Source organism: Sinomonas terrae (genome assembly GCF_022539255.1).
In the GTDB taxonomy this organism is placed as follows: domain Bacteria; phylum Actinomycetota; class Actinomycetes; order Actinomycetales; family Micrococcaceae; genus Sinomonas; species Sinomonas terrae.
This window is the reverse complement of the sequence record NZ_JAKZBV010000002.1, coordinates 128,590-148,001: the sequence shown is the minus strand read 5'-3', so window position 1 is coordinate 148,001 and position 19,412 is coordinate 128,590. Positions and strand designations below refer to the sequence as shown.

Below are 19,412 nucleotides of genomic sequence, written 5' to 3'. Positions count from 1 at the left end.
GCATCCGGGGCCGGGTTGCCCCAGCCCGCGCCCGCGGGCCTGCGCCCCGGTCCCCGGGGCGGGCGGCGGGCGGGGCCTTCACTTCCCCGCGCGGCTTCCCTAGGCTGGCGCCATGGCCGTCGGACCGCTTCGCCCTGGAACTGATGGAACCGCCTCGGATGCGTTGCTCGCCCTGGGGCGGTTCTTCACGAGGTGGGAGGAGACGGAGGACGGCCGTGCCGTCTTCCGGGAGGGCGGCCGGGCCGGGGACGTGTTCTACCGGGACCGCTGGAGCCACGACAAGGTGGTCCGCTCCACGCACGGGGTTAACTGCACGGGCTCGTGCTCGTGGAAGGTGTACGTCAAGGACGGGATCATCACCTGGGAGTCCCAGCAGACCGACTACCCGAGCGTGGGCCCGGACCGGCCGGAGTACGAGCCCCGCGGCTGCCCCCGCGGCGCGGCGTTCTCCTGGTACACCTACTCGCCGACGCGGGTGCGCTACCCCTATGTGCGCGGGGTCCTGCTGGAGATGTACCGGGAGGCGAAGGCCCGGCTGAAGGATCCGGTGCTCGCGTGGGCGGACATCATGGCGGACCCGGCGCGGCGGCGCCGCTACCAGCAGGCCCGGGGCAAGGGCGGGCTCGTCCGCGCGGGCTGGGCCGAGGCGGTGGAGATCGCCGCGGCCGCCCACGTGAACACGATCAAGGAGTACGGGCCCGACCGCTGCTCGGGCTTCTCCCCGATCCCGGCGATGTCCATGGTGAGCCACGCGGCGGGCGCCCGGTTCATCCAGCTCATCGGCGGGGTGATGACGAGCTTCTACGACTGGTACGCCGACCTGCCGGTGGCGAGCCCGCAGGTCTTCGGCGACCAGACCGACGTGCCCGAGTCGGGGGACTGGTGGGACTCGACGTACCTGCTGATGTGGGGCTCGAACGTGCCGATCACGCGCACCCCCGACGCGCACTGGATGACCGAGGTCCGCTATCGCGGCACCAAGGTCGTGGTCGTGAGCCCGGACTACGCCGACAACACCAAGTTCGCCGACGAGTGGGTCCCGGCCCAGGCCGGAACGGACGCGGCCCTGGCCATGGCCATGGGACACGTGATCCTCAAGGAGTTCTACCTGGAGCGGCAGGTGCCGTTCTTCACGGACTTCGCCAAGCGCTACACCGACCTGCCCTTCCTGGTCACGCTCGTGCCCTCCCCGGACGGGACCGGCCTCGTGCCCGGGAAGTTCCTCACGGCGGCCGACCTGCCCGGGCAGGAGACCCAGGCGCACCCCGAGTGGAAGACCGTCCTGCTCGATGCCGCGACCGGTCAGCCCGTCGTGCCCAACGGCTCGATGGGCTTCCGCTACAACCCCGCCGACGAGGGCCGCTGGAACCTGGACCTCGAGGACGTCGACCCGCTGCTCTCCGCGGCCGACGGGGCCGGGGGCGCCCCGCCCCCGGCCGTGGCCGAGGTCCTCCTGCCCTGCTTCGAGGCCCCCGACGGGTCCGGGTCGGTCCTGCACCGCGGGGTGCCCGTGCGCACCGTCGCCGGCAGGACGGTCACCACCGTCTTCGACCTGCTGCTCGCCCAGCACGGGGTGGGCCGGCGCGGCCTGCCCGGGCAATGGCCCGCGGGCTACGAGGACCCGCAGGTGCCCTACACGCCGGCGTGGCAGGAGGGCATCACGAACGTTCCCGCCGCCCAGTGCATCCGCATCGCCCGGGAGTTCGCGCGCAACGCGGAGCAGTCGCACGGGCGGTCCATGATCATCATGGGGGCCGGGATCTGCCAGTGGTTCCACGGGGACGCCACCTACCGCTCCGTGCTCTCGCTGCTGATGCTCACCGGCTCGATGGGCCGCAACGGGGGCGGCTGGGCGCACTACGTCGGGCAGGAGAAGGTGCGCCCGCTCACGGGCTGGGCCTCGCTCGCGAACGCCCTGGACTGGAACAGGCCGCCGCGGACCATGACCGGGACCTCGTACTGGTACATGCACACCGGCCAGTGGCGCAGCGACGGCTACACGGCCTCGGCGCTGGCCTCCCCGCTGTCGGAGGGGCACCTGGACGGGATGCACACCGCCGACGCGATCGCCCAGTCCGCCCGGCTCGGATGGATGCCGTTCTACCCCCAGTTCGACCGGAGCCCGCTCGAGGTCGCGGACGAGGCGCGCGAGGCCGTCGCGGCAGGGGCTGCGGAGTCCGAGGCGTCCTACATCGCCGCGCAGGTCGCCTCGGGCGCGCTGCGGTCCGCGATCGAGGACATCGACGCGCCGCAGAACTGGCCGCGGACTCTCCTCTTGTGGCGCTCGAACCTGCTGGGCTCCTCGGCCAAGGGCAACGAGTACTTCCTGAAGAACCTGCTGGGGACCCACCACAACGTCATCGGCAACGCGGCCCAGGCGCGCATGCCGCGGCCGAGGGACGTGGCCTGGCACGAGGAGACCCCCGAGGGCAAGCTCGACCTGCTGGTCTCCGCAGACTTCCGGATGACCTCCTCGACGCTCCTCTCCGACGTCGTCTTCCCCGCGGCCACGTGGTACGAGAAGCACGACCTGTCCTCCACGGACATGCACCCGTACGTGCACGCGTTCAGTCCCGCGATCGACCCGCCCTGGGAGACCAAGACCGACTTCGAGATGTTCCACCTCCTCGCCCAGGAGCTCTCGCGGCTGGCCCGGACCCACCTCGGGGTCCGCCGCGACCTCGTCACGGTGCCCCTGCAGCACGACACCCCGGGGCAGATCTCCCAGCCCGGGGGCGTCGTGCGCGACTGGCGCGACGGGAGCGTCCCGGCGGTGCCGGGGGTGACCATGCCGGCCGTAGCCGTCGTCGAGCGCGACTACACCGCGATCGGGGAGCAGATGGCCGCGGTCGGCCCGCTGGCGCGCGAGAAGGGGTTCACCGTCAAGGGCGTCACGTTCGACCTGGGCCACGCGCTCGACCAGCTGGCCGGGGCGAACGGGGTCATGTCGCACGGGGTGGCGGCGGGCCTGCCGGCGATCGACACGGATGCGAAGCTGGCCGAGGCGATCCTGGCCTTCTCGGGCACGACCAACGGGGAGCTGGCCGTGCAGGGCTTCCGCACCCTCGAGCGCAGGACCGGGCACCGCCTGGCGGACCTCGCCGAGGGGTCCGAGGAGAAGCGCATCCGCTTCGCCGACACCCAGGCCGCCCCCGTGCCCGTGATCACCTCCCCGGAATGGTCGGGCTCGGAGACCGGGGGGCGCCGCTACGCCCCGTTCACGACCAACGTCGAGCGGCTCAAGCCCTGGCACACGCTCACCGGCCGGATGCACTTCCTCCTGGACCACGACTGGATGCGCGACCTCGGGGAGGCACTGCCGATCTACCGGCCACCGCTGGACATGCACCGCCTCTTCGGCGAGCCCCGGCTCGGGGCGAACGGCATGGAGGTCACGGTCCGGTACCTCACCCCGCACAGCAAGTGGTCCATCCACTCCGAGTACCAGGACAACCTGCTGATGCTCTCGCTCTCCCGCGGCGGCCCGACGTGCTGGATCAGCGCCGAGGACGCCGGCGCGCTGGAGATCAGGGACAACGACTGGATCGAATGCGTGAACGCCAACGGCGTGTTCGTGTGCCGGGCGGTCGTCTCCCACCGCATCCCGCCCGGGGTCGTGTTCGTCTACCACGTCCAGGAGCGCACGATCGACGTCCCCAAGTCCGAGGCCACCGGGCGCCGGGGCGGCATCCACAACTCGGAGACCAGGCTCCTGGTCAAGCCGACGCACCTGATCGGGGGCTACGCCCAGCTCGCGTACGCATTCAACTACCTCGGCCCGACCGGCAACCAGAGGGACAACGTCACGACCATCCGCAAGCGGTCCCAGGAGGTCACCTACTGATGGGAAGACAGATGAGCGGAAGCGGATCATGAGGGTCATGGCCCAGATGGGCATGGTGATGAACCTGGACAAGTGCATCGGCTGCCACACCTGCTCGGTCACCTGCAAGCAGGCCTGGACCAACCGGGCCGGCACCGAGTACGTGTGGTTCAACAACGTCGAGACCCGGCCCGGCCAGGGCTACCCGCGCACCTACGAGGACCAGGAGCGCTGGCGCGGCGGCTGGGAGCTGAACAGGCGGGGCAGGCTGCGGCTCAAGGGCGGCGGACGGGTCAAGAAGCTCCTCGGGATCTTCGCCAGCCCCGTCCAGCCCGAGCTGAAGGACTACTACGAGCCCTGGACCTACGACTACAGCACCCTCATCGACGCCCCCCTCGGGGACGACTTCCCCGTCGCCCGGCCCAAGTCCCTCATCACCGGCCAGGACACGAAGATCACCTGGAGCGCCAACTGGGACGACGACCTCGGCGGGGCCCCCGAGAACGGCGAGCTCGACCCCATCATCGCCAAGCTCCGGCGCGAGAACGGCGAGAAGATCAGGTTCGAGTTCGAGAAGACCTTCATGTTCTACCTGCCAAGGATCTGCGAGCACTGCCTCAACCCCTCCTGCATGGCCTCCTGCCCCTCCGGGGCCATCTACAAGCGCGCAGAAGACGGGATCGTGCTCGTGGACCAGGACCGGTGCCGCGGCTGGCGCCAGTGCATCACCGGGTGCCCGTACAAGAAGATGTACTTCAACCACAAGAGCGGCAAGGCAGAGAAGTGCACCTTCTGCTACCCGCGCGTCGAGATCGGACTGCCCACCGTGTGCTCGGAGACCTGCGTGGGCCGGCTGCGGTACCTGGGGATCTTCCTGTACGACGCCGACGCCGTCACCGCCGCCGCGTCCACCCCGGACCCCAAGGGCCTCTACCGCGCCCAGCTGGACCTCATGCTCGACCCCAACGACTCAGCTGTGATCGCGGCCGCCCGCCGGGACGGGATCCCCGAGGACTGGCTCGAGGCAGCCCGCCGCTCGCCGGTCTACAAGCTCGCCAAGGTCTACCAGGTCGCGCTCCCCCTGCACCCCGAATACCGCACGATGCCCATGGTCTGGTACGTGCCCCCGCTGTCCCCGATCGTGGACCTGCTGAGCAGCCAAGGACATGACGCCGAGGACGCCAGCACGCTGTTCGGCGCCATCGGCGCCCTGCGCATCCCCTCGGAGTACCTGGCCGAGCTGTTCACCGCGGGCGACACCGGCATCGTCGAGGGCGTCCTGCGGCGGCTCGCAGCGATGCGCGCCTACATGCGCGGCATCTCCCTGGGCACCGGCGCGGACGAATCCATCGCCGCCGCCGTCGGGATGGCCGGGCCGACGGTCCAGGAGATGTACCGGCTCATGGCCATCGCGAAGTACGACGAGCGCTACGTCATCCCCACCGCCCACGTCGAGCAGGCCCACAGCCTCGAGGAGATGGGCTGCTCCCTGGACTTCGAGGACGGCCCCGGGATGTACCCCTCCGACTCCTTCGGCGAGGGGAGCGGGAAGCCGGTCCCCGTCGCGGTCGAGACGTTCCATGCGCTCAAGCAGCGCCAGACGAGCGAGGGCAGCGCCCAGCCCGGGCAGCTCCACGGCCGGGTCAACCTGCTCAACTGGGACGGGCAGGGCGTCCCGGAGGGCATCTTCCCGCCGAAGGGCGACGGCGATGCAGAGTAGCGAGGCGCGGGCCCGCGTCCTGTACGCCGCCGCCGCCGTCCTGCTCGACTACCCGGACGCCCGCGTCCGCGAAGCGCTACCCATGCTCCGGGCGGCCCTCGCCGAGCACCCAGGCCCGCTGCCGCGCCTCCTCGAGGCCACCGCAGCCCAGATCTCGGCCGAGGAGGAGCAGGCAGCCTGCTCACGCTATGTCGACACGTTCGACCTCTCGCGCCGCCACGCGCTCCACCTCTCGTACTGGACGGATGGGGACACCCGCCGCCGGGGTGAGACCCTCGGGAAGTTCAAGCAGAGGTACCGGGACAGCGGCTGGCTCGTGGACCTCGGAGGCGAGCTGCCTGACTACCTCCCGCTCGTGCTCGAGTTCACCGCCCGGGTGGACTACGGGGCCGGCCGGTCCCTCCTGGAGGAGTACCGGGCAAGCCTGGAGCTCCTGCGCCTCGAGCTCACCGCCGACGCCTCGCCGTACGCACCCGTGCTCGACGCGGTCTGCGCCTCGCTTTCGGGTCCGTCCCCGACGAGCCGGGCCGAGGCCATGGCTCTGGCCGGTCCGCCGCGCGAGCAGGTCGGCCTCGAGCCCTTCGACCCGAGACTGCTGCCGCTTGCGGAAGGAACTCGCTGATGGACGTCCTGCTCTGGGGCGTTGCCCCCTACCTCATGGTCGTCGTCCTCGTCGGAGGGAGCATCTGGCGCTACCGTTACGACAAGTTCGGCTGGACCACCCGCTCGTCCCAGCTCTACGAGTCCAAGCTCCTGCGGATCGGCTCCCCGATCTTCCACTATGGCCTCGTGTTCGTCATCGCGGGGCACTTCGTCGGCCTGGTGATCCCGAAGTCGTGGACCAACGCCGTGGGCATGTCCGAGACCCTGTACCACTGGCTCGCCCTCACGGTCGGGCTCGTGGCCGGCGTCTCGACGCTGTTCGGCATCGCGCTGCTGATCGTCAGGCGCCGCCGCACCGGCCCGGTGTTCATGGCGACCACGCGCAACGACAAGGCGATGTACGTCTTCCTCGTCGGCGCGATCGCCCTCGGGGTGTGGACCACGCTCGTCAGCGCCGCCCAGCCGACCAACCCTGCCTTCGACTACCGCGAGACCGTCAGCCCCTGGTTCCGGTCCCTCTTCGTCTTCCAGCCGGACATCGCGGCGATGTCCGCAGCGCCCGACGAGTTCAAGTGGCACACCCTCGTTGGCATGGCGCTGTTCGCCCTGTGGCCGTTCACGCGGCTGGTCCACGCCCTCACCGCCCCGTTCCACTACCTCTTCCGGCCCTACATCGTCTACCGCTCCCGCGACACCGGCCCGGCGCCGGGAGCCAGGCCCTCCCGGCGGGGCTGGGAAAGCATCGGAACCCGCGACCGGGAACGCTGAACCGCCCAACCCGACCTCCTGAGGAGACCCGGTGACGAAAGCAGCCGAACCCGGCCGCCCCTTCGCCCTCCCCGGCGCGGGCCGCAACCTCGCCCTCGCCACGCTCGCCTCGGCTGTAGGCTTCTGGGGCTGGACCGTGATCGCCCCGCTGGGCAGCCGCTACGCCCACCAGATGGGCCTGGACGCCGCTCAGACCGGGGCCCTCGTGGCCATGCCGGTCCTGGTGGGATCCCTCGGCCGGGTGCCCGTCGGCGTCCTGACGGACCGGTTCGGCGGGCGGCTCCTCCTGTCCGTCATCCTCGCGGCGACGGCACCGCTCGTCCTGCTCGTTGCCCTTGCCGGGAGCATCGGCTCGTTCTGGCTCATGATCCTCTTCGGGTTCCTCCTCGGCGCGGCCGGGACCGTCTTCACTGCCGGCATCCCGTTCGCCGCAGCCTGGTACCCGGCCCAGCGCCGCGGCTTCGCAACCGGCGTCTTCGGGATGGGCATGGGCGGCACCGCCCTCTCGGCGTTCCTCACGCCCCGCCTCGTCCAGTCCATGGGGTACTGGCCCACCCACGTCCTCATCGCCGTCCTCCTGGTGGCGACCGCCGTCGTGGTCCTGGTGGGGATGCGGGAGTCGCCGGGGTGGACGCCGGTGCAGCACGGCACTTTCGGGAAGCTCCTGGAGGCGGCAAAGCTGCCGGTGACCTGGCAGCTGTGCTTCCTCTACGCCGTCGTCTTCGGCGGCTTCGTCTCCTTCTGCACCTACCTGCCCACCTACCTGCGCGACATCTACAGCTTCGACCTCACCGCGGCCGGCACCCGTACCGCCGGCTTCGCCCTCGCCGCCGTCATCGCCCGGCCCATCGGCGGCGTGGTCGCCGACCGGATCGGCCCCCGCCCGGTCGTCCTGGCCTCGCTCGTCGGCGTCGCCGTTCTCGCGTACATCGTCAACCTCCAGCCCTCCGGTGAGGTCCCCACCGGACTGGCCTTCGTCGCGATGGCCGCCGCGCTCGGCCTCGGCGCCGGAGGAGTCTTCGCCTGGGTCGGCCAGCGGGCGCCCGCTGGCATGGTCGGCGCGGTCACCGGCGTCGTCAGCGCCGCCGGCGGGCTCGGCGGCTACATACCGCCGCTCGTCATGGGCGCCACCTACAACGCCGCCGAGCACAGCTATGCCATAGGGCTGATGCTGCTGGTCGCCACGGCCCTCCTCGCACTGGTCCTCGCTGCGCTCGTGGGGCTGCGCCTGTCTCGCCGCACGGAGAGGACGACCGCGACGGACTCCCCCTGAAGCTGTTCCCCGCCCGACTCGTCCGAAAGCACACCGTCCCCCGCCCCGGCCCCACAGCGGCGGAGAACCGGGCTTGTCATCTTCTACAACGCGTAGAAGAATGGAAGGCATAGGACGCCGGATCGCTTCAGTCCCGAGGAGGACGCCATGGCCGGTACATTCGAGCTCTTCATCGACGACGACATGCGCTTCAGGTTCAGCCTGAAGGCCCCCGACGGAACCGTGGTGGCCGTCTCGCGGCCCTTCCCCGACAAGCCCGCAGCAGTCTCCGGCATCGACGACGTGCGCGAGTACGCCGGAATGGGCCTGGTCAACGACCTATGCCCGGAAGTCCCCCTCCGCCGGCCATCGGAGCCCCCGGCCGCGCTGCAGATCCCGCGGTCCCCGGCCGGTGGCCCCGTCGGCCTGGTGGCCCCGGGGACCCGCAGGCCGCCAGCCTCGCACCGGATCCGCCCCGGGTCCGACCTGCACCAGGTCGCCTGAAGACCCTTTCCCCCGCCGGGCTCGCACACGGTCCCGCGGCTTGACGGCTGCCCGCACCTCAGCCCTGGCCGGTGATCCCGTGCAAACACCGCTACCCGTCTGCCCGGGACATCTCGTGGTCCAAGACATCCAGGGCGATCGCGGCGTGGGCGTAGGCCCCGCCGGCGCGCATTTCAGCTGCCACCCAGATGGCCTCCATGACCTCCCTGTCGGTGGCGCCCTTGCGGGACGCGAGTCTGGTGTGTCCGTCGATGCAGTAGGGGCACTGGGTCACGTGCGCGACGGCGACGGCGATCAGCTGCTTGGTCTTCTCATCCAGGGCACCGTCCTTGAGAACCTCCTGACTGAAAGCCGTAGAGGCATCATGAATTTCTGGGGCAGATCTTTGCGCCGCGCGGATAGTTCGGGCGTTGCCCTAGGGCGCACCGTTACCGGCCTCCTTCGGTATCACGATGCCGGCCCCGCTGCGCGGAGCGGCTGCCGTCGGCATTTCTCTGTCCGCCGTGCGGGTCTGTCACGGCTGCGCCGGCTCCGGCTGTGGCCTGGAGCCGGTCTTACCACTGGTCCGTGGCGGCCGAATCGCCGCCCCCAGGTTCCTGATGGCTGCCGCTGCGGGAGCCGGCCCATCGGGGCCGGCAGGCCCTTCAGCAGGTTCCTCCGCATGCATCCGGTCGTCTGTGGGATCAAATGTGGTATCCCCTTCCGCCGGAGCCTCACTGTGAAGCCTGAGTCCCGCATCCGGATGCTTCGACTCATCCATGACATCACCTTCCGGAGCAATCGTGATCATCTGGGAACATCTTCGGCGGCGTCCCGCCGGCACCGCACGGGCCACACCTTCCGCCGGACCGGCCGGCCGGGAACGCAGCTCCTCCGTTGCAGCCTGCGGGGGCTCCTCCGGTTGAAAGGTGACTGCCAAAGTGCAACCACATACGCTGTGTAGCGCGGCTTGATCGCAATCAGGATGCCGGCGGAAATCTCCACGACCCCCACGATAAGCATTGCCGTGCGGCTGCCGAAGGGCATCACATCAACAAGTCACGGGGCCACATTGCCCTCCCAGTTTCGTCAGGACGCTGGCAACTTATCCAGGCCGAAGACGCCGGAACGGCAACGGAACCGGCCAAGAGGATCAGGAATGATTCTGTCAACTCAAGTGAGGACCACTTTGGCAATCCAAGCCGGGACCACCTGAGCGTGGACCGCGCCGGGCGGTTATGCGTTGGCCCTAGTGTGTTGGAGGCGGTAGGAGTCGGTCCCGGTTTCGATGATGGTGCCTTTGAAGGTGAGGCGATCGACGATGGCTGCGCAGAGGCGCGGGTCCGTGAAGGTGCGCGTCCAGTCGGAGAAGCCCGAATTTGATGCGATCGCCACGCTCGCCTTCTCCTCGCGCTCGGTGAGAACCTGGAAGAGGAGCTCGGCCCCACGCCTGTCGAGCTCCATATACCCCAGCTCATCGATCAAGAGCAGATCCACCCTTCCGTAGCGGGCGATGGTGCGGGCGAGCTGCTTCTCGTCGGCGGCTTCGACGAGCTCGTTCACGAGCTTGGTCGCGAGGGTGAACTTGACTCTGTATCCCTTCTCGGCGGCCGCGGTCCCCAAGGCGATGAGCAGGTGGGACTTCCCGGTTCCGGAGTCTCCGATGAGGCACAGCGGGTCGCCTCGTCGGATCCATTCGCCCTGCGCGAGCTGGTGGACGGTGGCGGGGTTAACGTTCGGGTTGGCCTCGAAGTCGAAGTCGGCGATCCATTTCTGTCTGGGGAACCCGGCCCCGCGGACGCGGCGCTCGATGGAGCGGCGGTCGCGGTCGTCGCACTCGGCCAGGAGGACCTCGGCGAGGAAGCCGGTGTAGGAGAGCTGCTCGCGCTCGGCGACTTTGATCGCCTCCTCCATCACGGCGCGCATCGTGGGCAGGTGCAGGCGCCGGCAGGCCTGCTCGACCGCGGCCTGGGCCGCTTCCTCGCTCATGCTGCGCTGGCGGCGCAGGGTCGTGGCGACCCTCGTGACGGTGGGGCTCATGCTGTTGTTCCTTCGCTCTCGGCCGGGGACTTCCCGGGCTTCTTGCGCCGTTTGAGGAGTTCGTCGTAGGCGGTCACGCTCGGCACCGGGCGGGTGTCCTTCGGCAGGCCCGCAATCACCGCGGCGGGATCGGTGAGCCGGCGCTGGGTGAGGCTGATGACGCGGTGCTCGACGGGTTCGGGCTGCTGATGGGGATGATGCATTCCGAGGGTGGAGCCGTTGGCGTGCATCCTGGCCTCGATGGCGACGACGTCGGCCGAGACCGCACCGACCGAGAGCGCTGCCCGGATCCCGGCGATCACGTCCGAGGCGCGCAGGCTGCGGTGGAGCAGGAGCACATCGATCAGCTCTCTGGTGCCGGCGGCGTCGCCGTTGACCTTGCGGGACTCTGCCCAGAACGCCTCATGGGCGCTGGTGAATGTCCCCGACTCCCTCGCCCTGGCAAGCGCGGTCGAGCCCGGGAGGGCGCCGGGCTTGCGGGCAAGGACCTCGAGGTAGTGGTCGAGCTGGACGGACTGCCCGTAGCGCTCGACAACACGCTCGTGCCGGGCCACCTGGGTGCGCCCGTCGAAGACGACCAGCTCCGTCGCCCGCAGGGAGACCCGCACCTTCCGCCCGATCAGGCGGGCCGGGACCGAGTACTTGGCCTGCCGGACCGTGATCAGCGCCGAGCGGTCCACCCGCGGATACAACGGCAGGCCCGGGTCGAACCTCTCGGCGGGCAGCGGGGCGAGGAAGGGCCTCTCGGCCTCGAAGTCCTCCCCGATCGTGCGCGGCCGGCCAGTGATCTTCCGGTTGAGGTCCTGGGCTTCCCATTCCCGGATCCTCTCGTTCAGCTCCGCCAGGGAGGACACCTCGGGCACCGGGGTCAGGCGCCGGCGGCGGAACCAGCCGACCTCGCCCTCGACTCCGCCCTTCTCGTGGGCGCCCTCCACCCCTGGGATGCAGTAGAACGGATCGAAGCCGGCCGTCGACCGGAACAGGATCCAGCGCTCGTTCTCATCCCGGACGCGCCCCGCCCCGAACACGACCCGCCGGACCGCCGAGGAGAGATTGTCGTACCTGATGTGGCGGGTCGGCACCCCGCCGAACTCGTCGAACGCCTCGAGATGGCCTTCGAGGAAGGCCTCCTGGGACTGGGTGGAGTAGACGCGGTGGACCGCGCGGCCGCTGTGGCTCAGCCGCATGATGAACATGTGGCACTTCGTCCTCACCCCCGCCAGGACGATCCAGACCTCGCCGAAGTCGACCTCGGCTTCCTCGCCCGGGGCGTGCTCCTGAGGCACGACGGCGTCCGCGGCGACACTTCCACGCTCGGCGGCGATCTCCGCCCGTCGAGCGCGCACGTAGTTCCGCACGGTCGAGTACGACGGTGCGACGTCGGCGCCATGCCGCTCGACGAGGACTTCGGCGACGCGAACGGCAGAATGCCGCTGCTTCCTCGGCGCCTCCAGATCAGCGCGGAGCATCTGGTCGATCTCGGCCCTGAACGGCCCCAGCCGAGGGGCAGACCGGACGCGGGGCTTCTTCGGCGGGGGCTCCGCCGATGTCAGCGCCTGCCGCACGGTGTTCCGGCCCACACCGTGGCGTTTCGCCAGCGCGCGGATCCCCAGACTCTCGACGCGCGAATCCCTGCGAATGCGAGCGAACAACTCCACCCGCGGCTCCATCCTCATCCTCCACCTCCGGCAATCAGACTCGACTCGTCTGATCACGGTGGAGGGTGGGTCCGGCTTAGATTGCCGCCGACACTCCCAAGACCCCCAAGTGGGTCCCGCTTAGATTGCCAGGGTGGGTCCCGCTAAGACTGTCAAAACCACCGGAACGCCCCGTACGCCGGTTCTACCGGGGCCCGGTGCAGGGCCCGGCCCGCCCGGTCGCCCGGCGGGGACGGGAATGGAAGGGGCAGCCACGATCTCTCCTCTCATAATGACGACCTCATCGTGATGACGCTTTTGTGGGGGGCGCGGACCGCCTTTCCGTCGCCGGGCGGCGGGACCGCCGGCGCCCGGCGTGAAAATGGGTCCCAGGAAGTACGAACAGGGCCGTGACGGGAGTCCACTAGGGTTATGCCCCTGCCCTCCGATCCGTTTCGTGTGCGGGCTGGCCGCGGCGCCCGGGAGCCGCTCCCGCATGGGGGAAGAGTAGCCCGGTGGGGCCCGAGGCGCCCGGGCTCCCACCCAGGGTTCGCGGCGCCCGGGCTCCCACCCAGGGTTCGCGGCGCCCGGGCTCCCACCCAGGGTTCGCGGCGCCCGGGATGAAATGCAGGACAGGGCGGCTGGATCTATGCCGTGGAGCCGGCGGCACTGTGCCCTCGTCTCATCCAAACCATCGAGACGGGACTCCCTGGCCGCGCCGCCAGGCAAGCCGGCGGCGTTGCCGGCTGCGCTGTCTGGTCATTGATCCGCGCCATTGCCGCGCTTTCGCGGGCCAGAGCGATGGCGGCGACTGCCGAATCCCTGTCCGGGTAGGGGCCGGATACGGCAAGTACCTTTCCTGTGAGGGAGAGCAGTCTGAACTCGTAGTACCCCCGGCTGTTGACCAGCAGTTCGAATGTTCCTGTCATGGCTGCACTTGTTCCTTTGCTCCTTGATCAGCCACCCGCCCTTGCCTGCGGGCATCGGCGTGAGGGCACGCACCTGTTCACCCCGGGGGCCGCCCCGGACGGCCGCGGTGATTCCGCAGCCCGACGAGCCAATAGGCGCCGGCGCCCATGAGGACAAAAGCCGCAACCCCCAGGACTGTGAATTGCAGGGCGATGCCCAGGATCAGCACCACGAAGCCCACCGAAACGGTCAGGATGCTGAACACGGCGCGGGCCGGGAGTGAAGGGCCCAACGAGCCGGAGAGCAGTTCCCGGGCCAGCTTGGGATCCTCGACCGTCAGCTCTTGTTCCAGCTCTTCGAGCTGTTTTCGTTCTTCATTGGACAACGGCACCTGAGCCTCCTCCCTACATCGGGGTGGCGTCTTCGGCAGCTCCGGGGCATCTGCGCCCCGGCAGAAGTGCTGCCGCCAACCCGTCCAAAAAGATCTCTAGCCGCGCCCGCTGCCCTGTTTCGCGGCAGGAACGAGGTAAGCCTGTTGAGATTCCGGCCGGTGCGGGATCAGATATCTGAAACGAACTGTAGGGTAGACTTTACTACAGAAAATTCCGTGAAAAAAGAGGCAGCGCTCCTCCACGACGATCCGGCCAGGGTCCTGCCGGACCGCGAGTACTGGTCGCTCCTTCGGCAGGCCCGCTTCGGCCAGGCCCGTGACCTACGCGGCAGGCCAGCTCGACGTTGTCCCGACCAACGTCAAAGCCGTGGAGGGACACCTGCTCGTCCGCACGGCGCCCGGCATGAAGCCCGCCGAAGTCGTCCTCGGCGGCAAGGCCGCATTTCGAGGCCGACGGCCTCCTCCTGTGGAGGCGTGGAGGGCCTCGGTCCTGAGAAACGCCAGGATGCTCGAACGCCGCTCCGAGGTCGAGGCGGCCGAAGCGGCAGGCAGCGAGTCCTGGCTCCCCACCGCCAAGGACGTCTGCGTCGAGATCGCCCCGGAGCGGGTCGAGGGCCGGCAGTTCCGGCTCTGATGCATTGGTGTGCCGTTGCTGCTCCCCAATCCATTTCCAGCGAGAAGGCGACCCACCCCGTGGCCATCGACTACGACGGACTGCGCCCGGACCTCAACGAGTCCCCGGGCGACTCGCTCGAGGCCGTGAAGTCAGCCAACGCCCCGGTGCGCGGAGCGTCGTCCGCGACCTCGACGGGGACGACAGCGGCAAGGGCGAGGCCCTACCGGGAGGGGAGATCCTCACAGGCGAGCTGACCGTGCAGGTCATCCCAAGGGCGAGGACGAATTCGTCTGCCAGTCCTGCTTCCCGTCCGGCACTGCTCCCAGAAGGCCAGGGAGAGCACGGGCGCGCCTACTGCAGGGACTGCGAAGGCTGATGCAACGTCGCCGACCCCTGGCCCATCGGACGGCAGCGCCTGCCGTTGCCCCATCGCCGGGGCGCGGCGCCCTCATTCCCTCGGCCGTGCCCGCACGGCTACAGTCGAGAGCATGAGGGAGGGAATCGACGTCTGCGGTCCCGACGAGATCGAGGAGGGCACGGCCCGCGTCATCGAGCCCGAGGAGTCGGGCTTCGACGAGTCGATCGCGCTCTTCCACACGGAGACCGGCTGCTTCTTCGCACTCGATGACAGATGCACCCACGAGGACGCCTCGCTCGCCGAGGGCTGGATCGAGGGCGAGACGGTCGAATGCCCGCTGCACTCCTCCAGCTTCAGCCTGCGCACCGGGAAGGTCCTCTGCCTGCCGGCCACCCGTGACGCGCGTACCCACAGGGTCGAGGTCGCCGGCGGGCGCGTCGTCCTGTACCCGGGCGTCGATGCGGACGGGGCGGCCCGCGCCAACGAGTAGGTAGACATCCACAGGGGGTGTCCCTGCGCAGACAGCCCTCCCCTTTCGAAGCCCGCGACCCCGGGCGCCTCCACCGTCCCGGGCCGGTGGGTGGGAGCTCCAAGGAACGTGCGTGCTCGTCGGGACCGGACACAGCCGGTGGCACATCGGCCCAGCTGTTACCTCCCAGATCCACAGCAACTGCAGAAAGGCGCGTCGCCCATTGCATTCTTCTACACGGCGTAGAAGAATGGGATACGGCATATGTGGTAGCCGACAGGCCATTTCCAGCCCGGGAACCGCCGTGCTGCCGTCCCGACGTCGGCCCACGGGCGTGCCCGACCAAGGCCCCCCGCCCGCTGCTCTGCGGCAGCCGCGCGGCCATGGTCGGCCGCGCCCGGATTCAAGGGCCGCGTCGAGCCGACTGACGAACCGACCGCTGAGGAGCAGCCATGAAAGGAATTCCGGAGCCTTCTCACCTTGTCCGGGCAGGCTTCGACGAGTGGGCCCCGGAGCCCGGGGCCTTCGTCGAACTGCGGAGTGGGGGTGCGATCATCCGTGCGGGCAGGATCGAGGCCGTCATGCCCGACGCAAGCGGGTTCTGGCTGGGGGCCGACGGACTCGACACCCGGCAGTACGTGGGCCTCAGCTCGGACTGCCCCGAGATCTGGATCCGTTCCGACTCCCCGGTCGGGAGCCTGGACACATCCCTGGGATCCAGCGCGGGCGCCGTGTGACGCCGTCCCCGGAGGTCGCGGGCCACCGGCACCCGGGGTGCCCGCCTCGTCGGTCAGGCGCCCCCAGAACGCGAGCGCCCCACCTGTTGCCTATTTCTACGCTTCGTAGAATACTGGAATCAATCCGGCATTTGAAATACTGGATTAGCACTGCCAGTCAGGAGCCGTCATGCCGTCCCATACTGCCCGTCCCCAGGCCCCGGTCCAGCGCCATCTCCCAGGCCAGCGCCTTCCGTTGGTCCAGCGTCTTCCGTCGGCCCGTCCGCGCCCGGCCGGGCCCCAGGCCTTCGGCCATCAGGAGTACCTGGTCACAGCCCTGATGGAGGCCGGGCTCAGCGAGGAGCAGGCGCGGCAGCAGTTGTCCCGCCTGGCTGCGGGCGATGTCTGGAGCGGGTGAAGACCCGCGGGGACGGCTGTGCCGGGCGCGCTCGTCAGGCCGACCCTGCAGGGAGCCCGGGATCGGTCGCCGGACCCGCAGCGGCCGCCGGCCCCGGCGGGGCACGGGCAGCCCAGCGCCGGCCGTCGGGCCGGGGAGCTGCGCCTGAGGGCTGGACTATTCCTTGACGACAGTGAGCAGGACGACACTGTCTTCGATCGCGTCGAGGCTGTGCCGCGCGGGCGGGATGGCCAGGAGGTCGCCGGTCCGGCCCTCCCATGCATCGGCGCCGGCGTTGAGCCGCACCCGGCCGCGGAGCACGATCAGGGTTGCCTCGCCGGGGCTGCCGTGCTCGGTGAGCGAGATCCCGGCGAGGAGGGCGACCAGCGTCTGGCGCAGGGACTGTTCGTGGCCGCCGTAGACCGTGGTGGCGCTTCGCCCGGCCGAGCCGGCGGCTGCCCGGTCGAGGTGTTCCCGGGCCAGGGCGTCCAGTGAGAACTTCAGCATGGGTTGCCTTTCCGAAGTCGGTGCCGGACTTCCGATGCTACGGCAGGGCGGTCGGGCAAGGGCCGGCGTGCGTTGCGGGGCTGGGCGGTCTGCGGGCTTGGGGGGGCGCCGATCCGGTGGCGGAGGCCTAGGATCCGATGTCCTTCCGTGGTTAGAGTCACTGTGACGGCAGTGCCTGCAGTTCGGCTGCTGTTTTCACATGATCAGGGTGTTCGGCTGGCGGCAGAGCCCCGCCACGATCAGGGAGGTGGAAGGCCGCGATGAGCGCCTCGGCCGAGCTTGGGGGGTCCGGGGGCGCGTCTGGTGCGCCGGTCAGCATCCAGCTGCTCGGCCGGTCCGCGCTCTGGTGCGCGGGCCAGGAGCAGCCGGACCGGGTGTTCAATGGGCGGCTGGCGCGCCAGCTGCTGCGAATGCTCGCGGTCTCGCGCGGAACGGTGCTGTCCAAGGACGTCGCGATCGAAGCACTGTGGCGCGGCCGCCGACCGGCCGACGCGGCCGGGAACGTCGAGATCCTGGCCAGCCGGGTCCGCCGTGCTCTTGGCGACCGGACGCTCATACGGGCCGGGTCCGGCGGCTACACCCTCGTCGAGGACGACCGGTGCTGGGTGGATGTCGAGGCGTTCCTGGCCGCCGTGGGACGGGGGCAGTCGGAGTCGGGCCGGGATCCTGCCAGGGCCTTGTCTGCCTTCCGGGAGGCTCTGTCCCTGTGGCAGGGTGAGCCGTTGCCCGAGGACGCCTACGCGGAGTGGGCGCTCGAGCACCGCGCTCGCCTCTTCCGCACCCATCTGGAGGCCTTGGAAGGTGCAGCCGGTGCGGCGCTTGCCCTCGGCGATACCGCCGCGGCAGCGGCCTGGGCCCAGGCGGCCGTGGACGAGTCGCCGTTGCGGGAAGCCTCGGCCCTGCTCCTGGTCCGCGCCCTCGCCGACGACGGCGACCGCGCCGCCGCCTTGGCGGGCCTTGACGCGTTCGGTGAACGGCTGGCCCACGAGCTGGGCATCGGACCCTCGCCGGAGGCGCTCCGGGTCCGCCAGGAGGTGTTGGGGGGACCGATCCCGCCAGATATCCGGGCCGGGCGCGGGGCGCGGGAATGCATCGCACTTCGTGCGGGACTGTCCGCGCAGGCCACGGAGGTGGCGGCTTTGCTGGCGCTGACGGGAAGCCGCACCGACGCCTGCGTGGTCAGCGCCGCGGCCGGTCTGGATTTGCGCGCGACGCTGGATGCCCTGGCCGAGCTCGGCCGAGCTGGCCTGGCGGACGCAGGCGAGGCGGGCTGGTCCGCGGTGCCAGGCGCCGCTGAGGCTGCGGGCGCGGGCTTGGACCCGGTCGGGCGGGGCAGCCGCCACCTGCTGCTGGCCCGGGCCCTGTGCCAGCACGGCGCGGACCCGGCCGAGGTAGCCGCCCATCTGGCCGCGGGCGGTGATCGGCTCGCAGCGGTCGCCGCGTTTGCCGAGGCGGCTCGCATCCGGTTGAACCGGCTTGAAGACGCGCAGGCGCGGGCCTTGGCGGGTACGGGTCTTGCGATCGCCCCGCCGGGGCGGTCCCGTGCCGTGCTGCTGCAGATCCGAGCCGAAGGACGACGGCGTCAAGGGCTCCTCTCCCAGGCCCGGGCCGACCTGGATGAGGCGCTGGCCGAAGTTGACGACGGGCCCGAGCGGTCCCGGATCCTGGCCCGCCTGGCCATCCTGGAGGCGCGCTCCCAGGATGCGGCCCGGGGTGCGGGCCTGGCCGAGATGGCTGTGGCCGAAGCCGGTGAGGACCCGGCGGCCCTGGGCCAGGCACTGGCCGCGGGCGCGCTGGTGGACCTCTGGCTGGCCCGGCCGGGCCGGGCGGGGTCACTCGCCCGGCGCGCCCGCCGGCTGTTGGAACGCGTCGGCGACCCGGAAGGTACCGTCCGGCTCCTGCACTGGCGCGCCATGGCCGCCTTCGTTGCCGGCCGGCTCGTCGAGGCGGTCCCCCTCCTGGACCGCCTGGCCACACTGCCGTCGACGCTGTCGGAGACGTTGCGCCTGTGGAACCCGGGCGCGGCCCGCGGGCACGCCCTGGTTCTGCTGGGCGAGCCCGAAGCCGGCTTGAGGGAGATCGATGCAGCCTTGGCCAGGGCCAGCATCCTCGGCCAGCCCGTTGTGCACGGCTCGTTCCTGTGGCGTCGCAGCGAGGCCTTGGCCGCCCTCGGACGGCATGCCGAGGCGGTCGACTCGGCCGAGGCCGCGCTCGCCATCGCCCGGCAAGTGCATCACACCGAATGGGCGACGGCGTCGTTCCGAGCCCTGGGCATCGCCTGGCAGGGCGCCGGTGACCTGGAGCGCGCGGAAGCATCGTTCCGCGCCGCGCTGCGCGTTGGCGAGGCGAACCCGCTGTTCGCCGGCTGGGCGGCGGCCCGGCTGGGCCTGGTGCTGGTCGCCCAGGGGCGCCTCCTGGACGCCGGTCCGATCATTGACAGCTCGCTGCGCCACGGCGCGCCGCTGGTCCGGCACGAGGCGGATTGGGCGTATGCCGCCTTGCTGCATGCCAGCCGCGATCCCTCCGCGCCCCGTGTGGCAGCCGCCGCGCTGGCCTCTGCCCGCGCCGATGGCTATCAGGCCTTGGTGCCGCGGCTGGCTGCGCTGACCTGAGGGATGACTGCAGGCAATCTGCAGGGCGCTGCGGCCACCATGGGCACGGAGTCCGCTCATGGCCGATCGGGGACGGTGGCCATGACGGATGCTGCCCCTTGGCAGCCTGCC

General features: G+C 70.4%; 18 protein-coding genes. 12 read left to right on the top strand and 6 right to left on the bottom strand.

From position 1 onward, the window contains the following. The first annotated feature begins 112 nt into the window (after window positions 1–112). The 6 genes from L0M17_RS21515 to L0M17_RS21490 all read left to right on the top strand — a co-directional run bounded on the left by L0M17_RS21515 (window position 113) and on the right by L0M17_RS21490 (window position 8,670). Window positions 113–3,844, top strand: coding sequence for a nitrate reductase subunit alpha (locus tag L0M17_RS21515; RefSeq protein ID WP_241056680.1), 3,732 nt, complete (start codon window positions 113–115; stop codon window positions 3,842–3,844). A gap of 28 nt (window positions 3,845–3,872) precedes the next feature. Further along, entirely contained in the window at window positions 3,873–5,543 is a 1,671-nt protein-coding gene (gene narH / locus L0M17_RS21510; RefSeq protein ID WP_241056679.1) for a nitrate reductase subunit beta, read from the top strand. Beyond that, window positions 5,533–6,165 carry a nitrate reductase molybdenum cofactor assembly chaperone gene (gene narJ, locus L0M17_RS21505; protein ID WP_241056678.1) on the top strand — a complete coding sequence of 211 codons (633 nt, stop codon included), beginning with the start codon at window positions 5,533–5,535 and terminating at the stop codon, window positions 6,163–6,165. Before narH ends, narJ begins: the two co-directional genes overlap by 11 nt. After that, window positions 6,165–6,914 carry a respiratory nitrate reductase subunit gamma gene (narI, locus tag L0M17_RS21500; protein ID WP_241056677.1) on the top strand — a complete coding sequence of 250 codons (750 nt, stop codon included), beginning with the start codon at window positions 6,165–6,167 and terminating at the stop codon, window positions 6,912–6,914. The genes narJ and narI overlap by 1 nt, the downstream gene beginning before the upstream one ends. Window positions 6,915–6,945: 31 nt before the next feature. Next, window positions 6,946–8,187, top strand: a complete 1,242-nt coding sequence (locus L0M17_RS21495; RefSeq protein ID WP_241056676.1) for an MFS transporter — start codon at window positions 6,946–6,948, stop codon at window positions 8,185–8,187. A gap of 147 nt (window positions 8,188–8,334) precedes the next feature. Then, window positions 8,335–8,670: a YegP family protein gene (locus L0M17_RS21490; RefSeq protein WP_241056675.1), complete on the top strand. Its 336-nt coding sequence runs from the start codon at window positions 8,335–8,337 to the stop codon at window positions 8,668–8,670. A 91-nt stretch (window positions 8,671–8,761) separates the two neighbouring features. On the opposite strand, the gene L0M17_RS21485 is transcribed toward L0M17_RS21490, so the two are convergent. The 5 genes from L0M17_RS21485 to L0M17_RS21465 all read right to left on the bottom strand — a co-directional run bounded on the left by L0M17_RS21485 (window position 8,762) and on the right by L0M17_RS21465 (window position 13,626). After that, complete coding sequence (locus L0M17_RS21485; RefSeq protein WP_308196927.1) at window positions 8,762–9,040, bottom strand: carboxymuconolactone decarboxylase family protein; 279 nt, start codon at window positions 9,038–9,040, stop codon at window positions 8,762–8,764. Between the two features lie 845 nt (window positions 9,041–9,885). Continuing rightward, complete coding sequence (istB, locus tag L0M17_RS21480; RefSeq protein WP_241054808.1) at window positions 9,886–10,689, bottom strand: IS21-like element helper ATPase IstB; 804 nt, start codon at window positions 10,687–10,689, stop codon at window positions 9,886–9,888. Continuing rightward, window positions 10,686–12,359 (bottom strand): IS21 family transposase, encoded by a 1,674-nt coding sequence (gene istA, locus L0M17_RS21475; protein WP_241054806.1) that lies wholly within the window; start codon window positions 12,357–12,359, stop codon window positions 10,686–10,688. Before istA ends, istB begins: the two co-directional genes overlap by 4 nt. Before the next feature lie 614 nt (window positions 12,360–12,973). Beyond that, the gene (locus L0M17_RS21470) at window positions 12,974–13,255 is read right to left on the bottom strand and encodes a YegP family protein (RefSeq protein ID WP_241056674.1); all 282 of its coding nucleotides are present in this window, start codon (window positions 13,253–13,255) and stop codon (window positions 12,974–12,976) included. 77 nt (window positions 13,256–13,332) lie between these two features. Then, window positions 13,333–13,626 carry a DUF3040 domain-containing protein gene (locus L0M17_RS21465; RefSeq protein WP_241056672.1) on the bottom strand — a complete coding sequence of 98 codons (294 nt, stop codon included), beginning with the start codon at window positions 13,624–13,626 and terminating at the stop codon, window positions 13,333–13,335. 316 nt (window positions 13,627–13,942) lie between these two features. Here L0M17_RS21465 and L0M17_RS21460 point away from each other — a divergent pair, with 316 nt between their 5' ends. From L0M17_RS21460 to L0M17_RS21440, 5 genes are all read left to right on the top strand, one after another. Continuing rightward, a complete protein-coding gene (locus L0M17_RS21460; protein ID WP_241056670.1) occupies window positions 13,943–14,260 on the top strand; it encodes a pyridoxamine 5'-phosphate oxidase family protein in 318 nt (105 codons plus the stop codon). A 59-nt stretch (window positions 14,261–14,319) separates the two neighbouring features. After that, a complete protein-coding gene (locus L0M17_RS23025) occupies window positions 14,320–14,496 on the top strand; it encodes a hypothetical protein (RefSeq protein ID WP_372498082.1) in 177 nt (58 codons plus the stop codon). A gap of 234 nt (window positions 14,497–14,730) precedes the next feature. After that, window positions 14,731–15,090 (top strand): non-heme iron oxygenase ferredoxin subunit, encoded by a 360-nt coding sequence (locus tag L0M17_RS21450; RefSeq protein ID WP_241056669.1) that lies wholly within the window; start codon window positions 14,731–14,733, stop codon window positions 15,088–15,090. Between the two features lie 431 nt (window positions 15,091–15,521). Then, on the top strand, window positions 15,522–15,806 hold the full coding sequence (locus L0M17_RS21445; RefSeq protein WP_241056668.1) for a hypothetical protein: 285 nt from the start codon (window positions 15,522–15,524) through the stop codon (window positions 15,804–15,806). 169 nt (window positions 15,807–15,975) lie between these two features. Further along, the gene (locus L0M17_RS21440; protein WP_241056667.1) at window positions 15,976–16,203 is read left to right on the top strand and encodes a hypothetical protein; all 228 of its coding nucleotides are present in this window, start codon (window positions 15,976–15,978) and stop codon (window positions 16,201–16,203) included. Between the two features lie 156 nt (window positions 16,204–16,359). On the opposite strand, the gene L0M17_RS21435 is transcribed toward L0M17_RS21440, so the two are convergent. Next, the gene (locus L0M17_RS21435) at window positions 16,360–16,689 is read right to left on the bottom strand and encodes a cupin domain-containing protein (protein ID WP_241056666.1); all 330 of its coding nucleotides are present in this window, start codon (window positions 16,687–16,689) and stop codon (window positions 16,360–16,362) included. Window positions 16,690–16,949: 260 nt separating this feature from the next. Here L0M17_RS21435 and L0M17_RS21430 point away from each other — a divergent pair, with 260 nt between their 5' ends. Continuing rightward, window positions 16,950–19,301, top strand: coding sequence for an ATP-binding protein (locus L0M17_RS21430; protein ID WP_241056665.1), 2,352 nt, complete (start codon window positions 16,950–16,952; stop codon window positions 19,299–19,301). The last annotated feature ends 111 nt before the right edge of the window (window positions 19,302–19,412 follow it).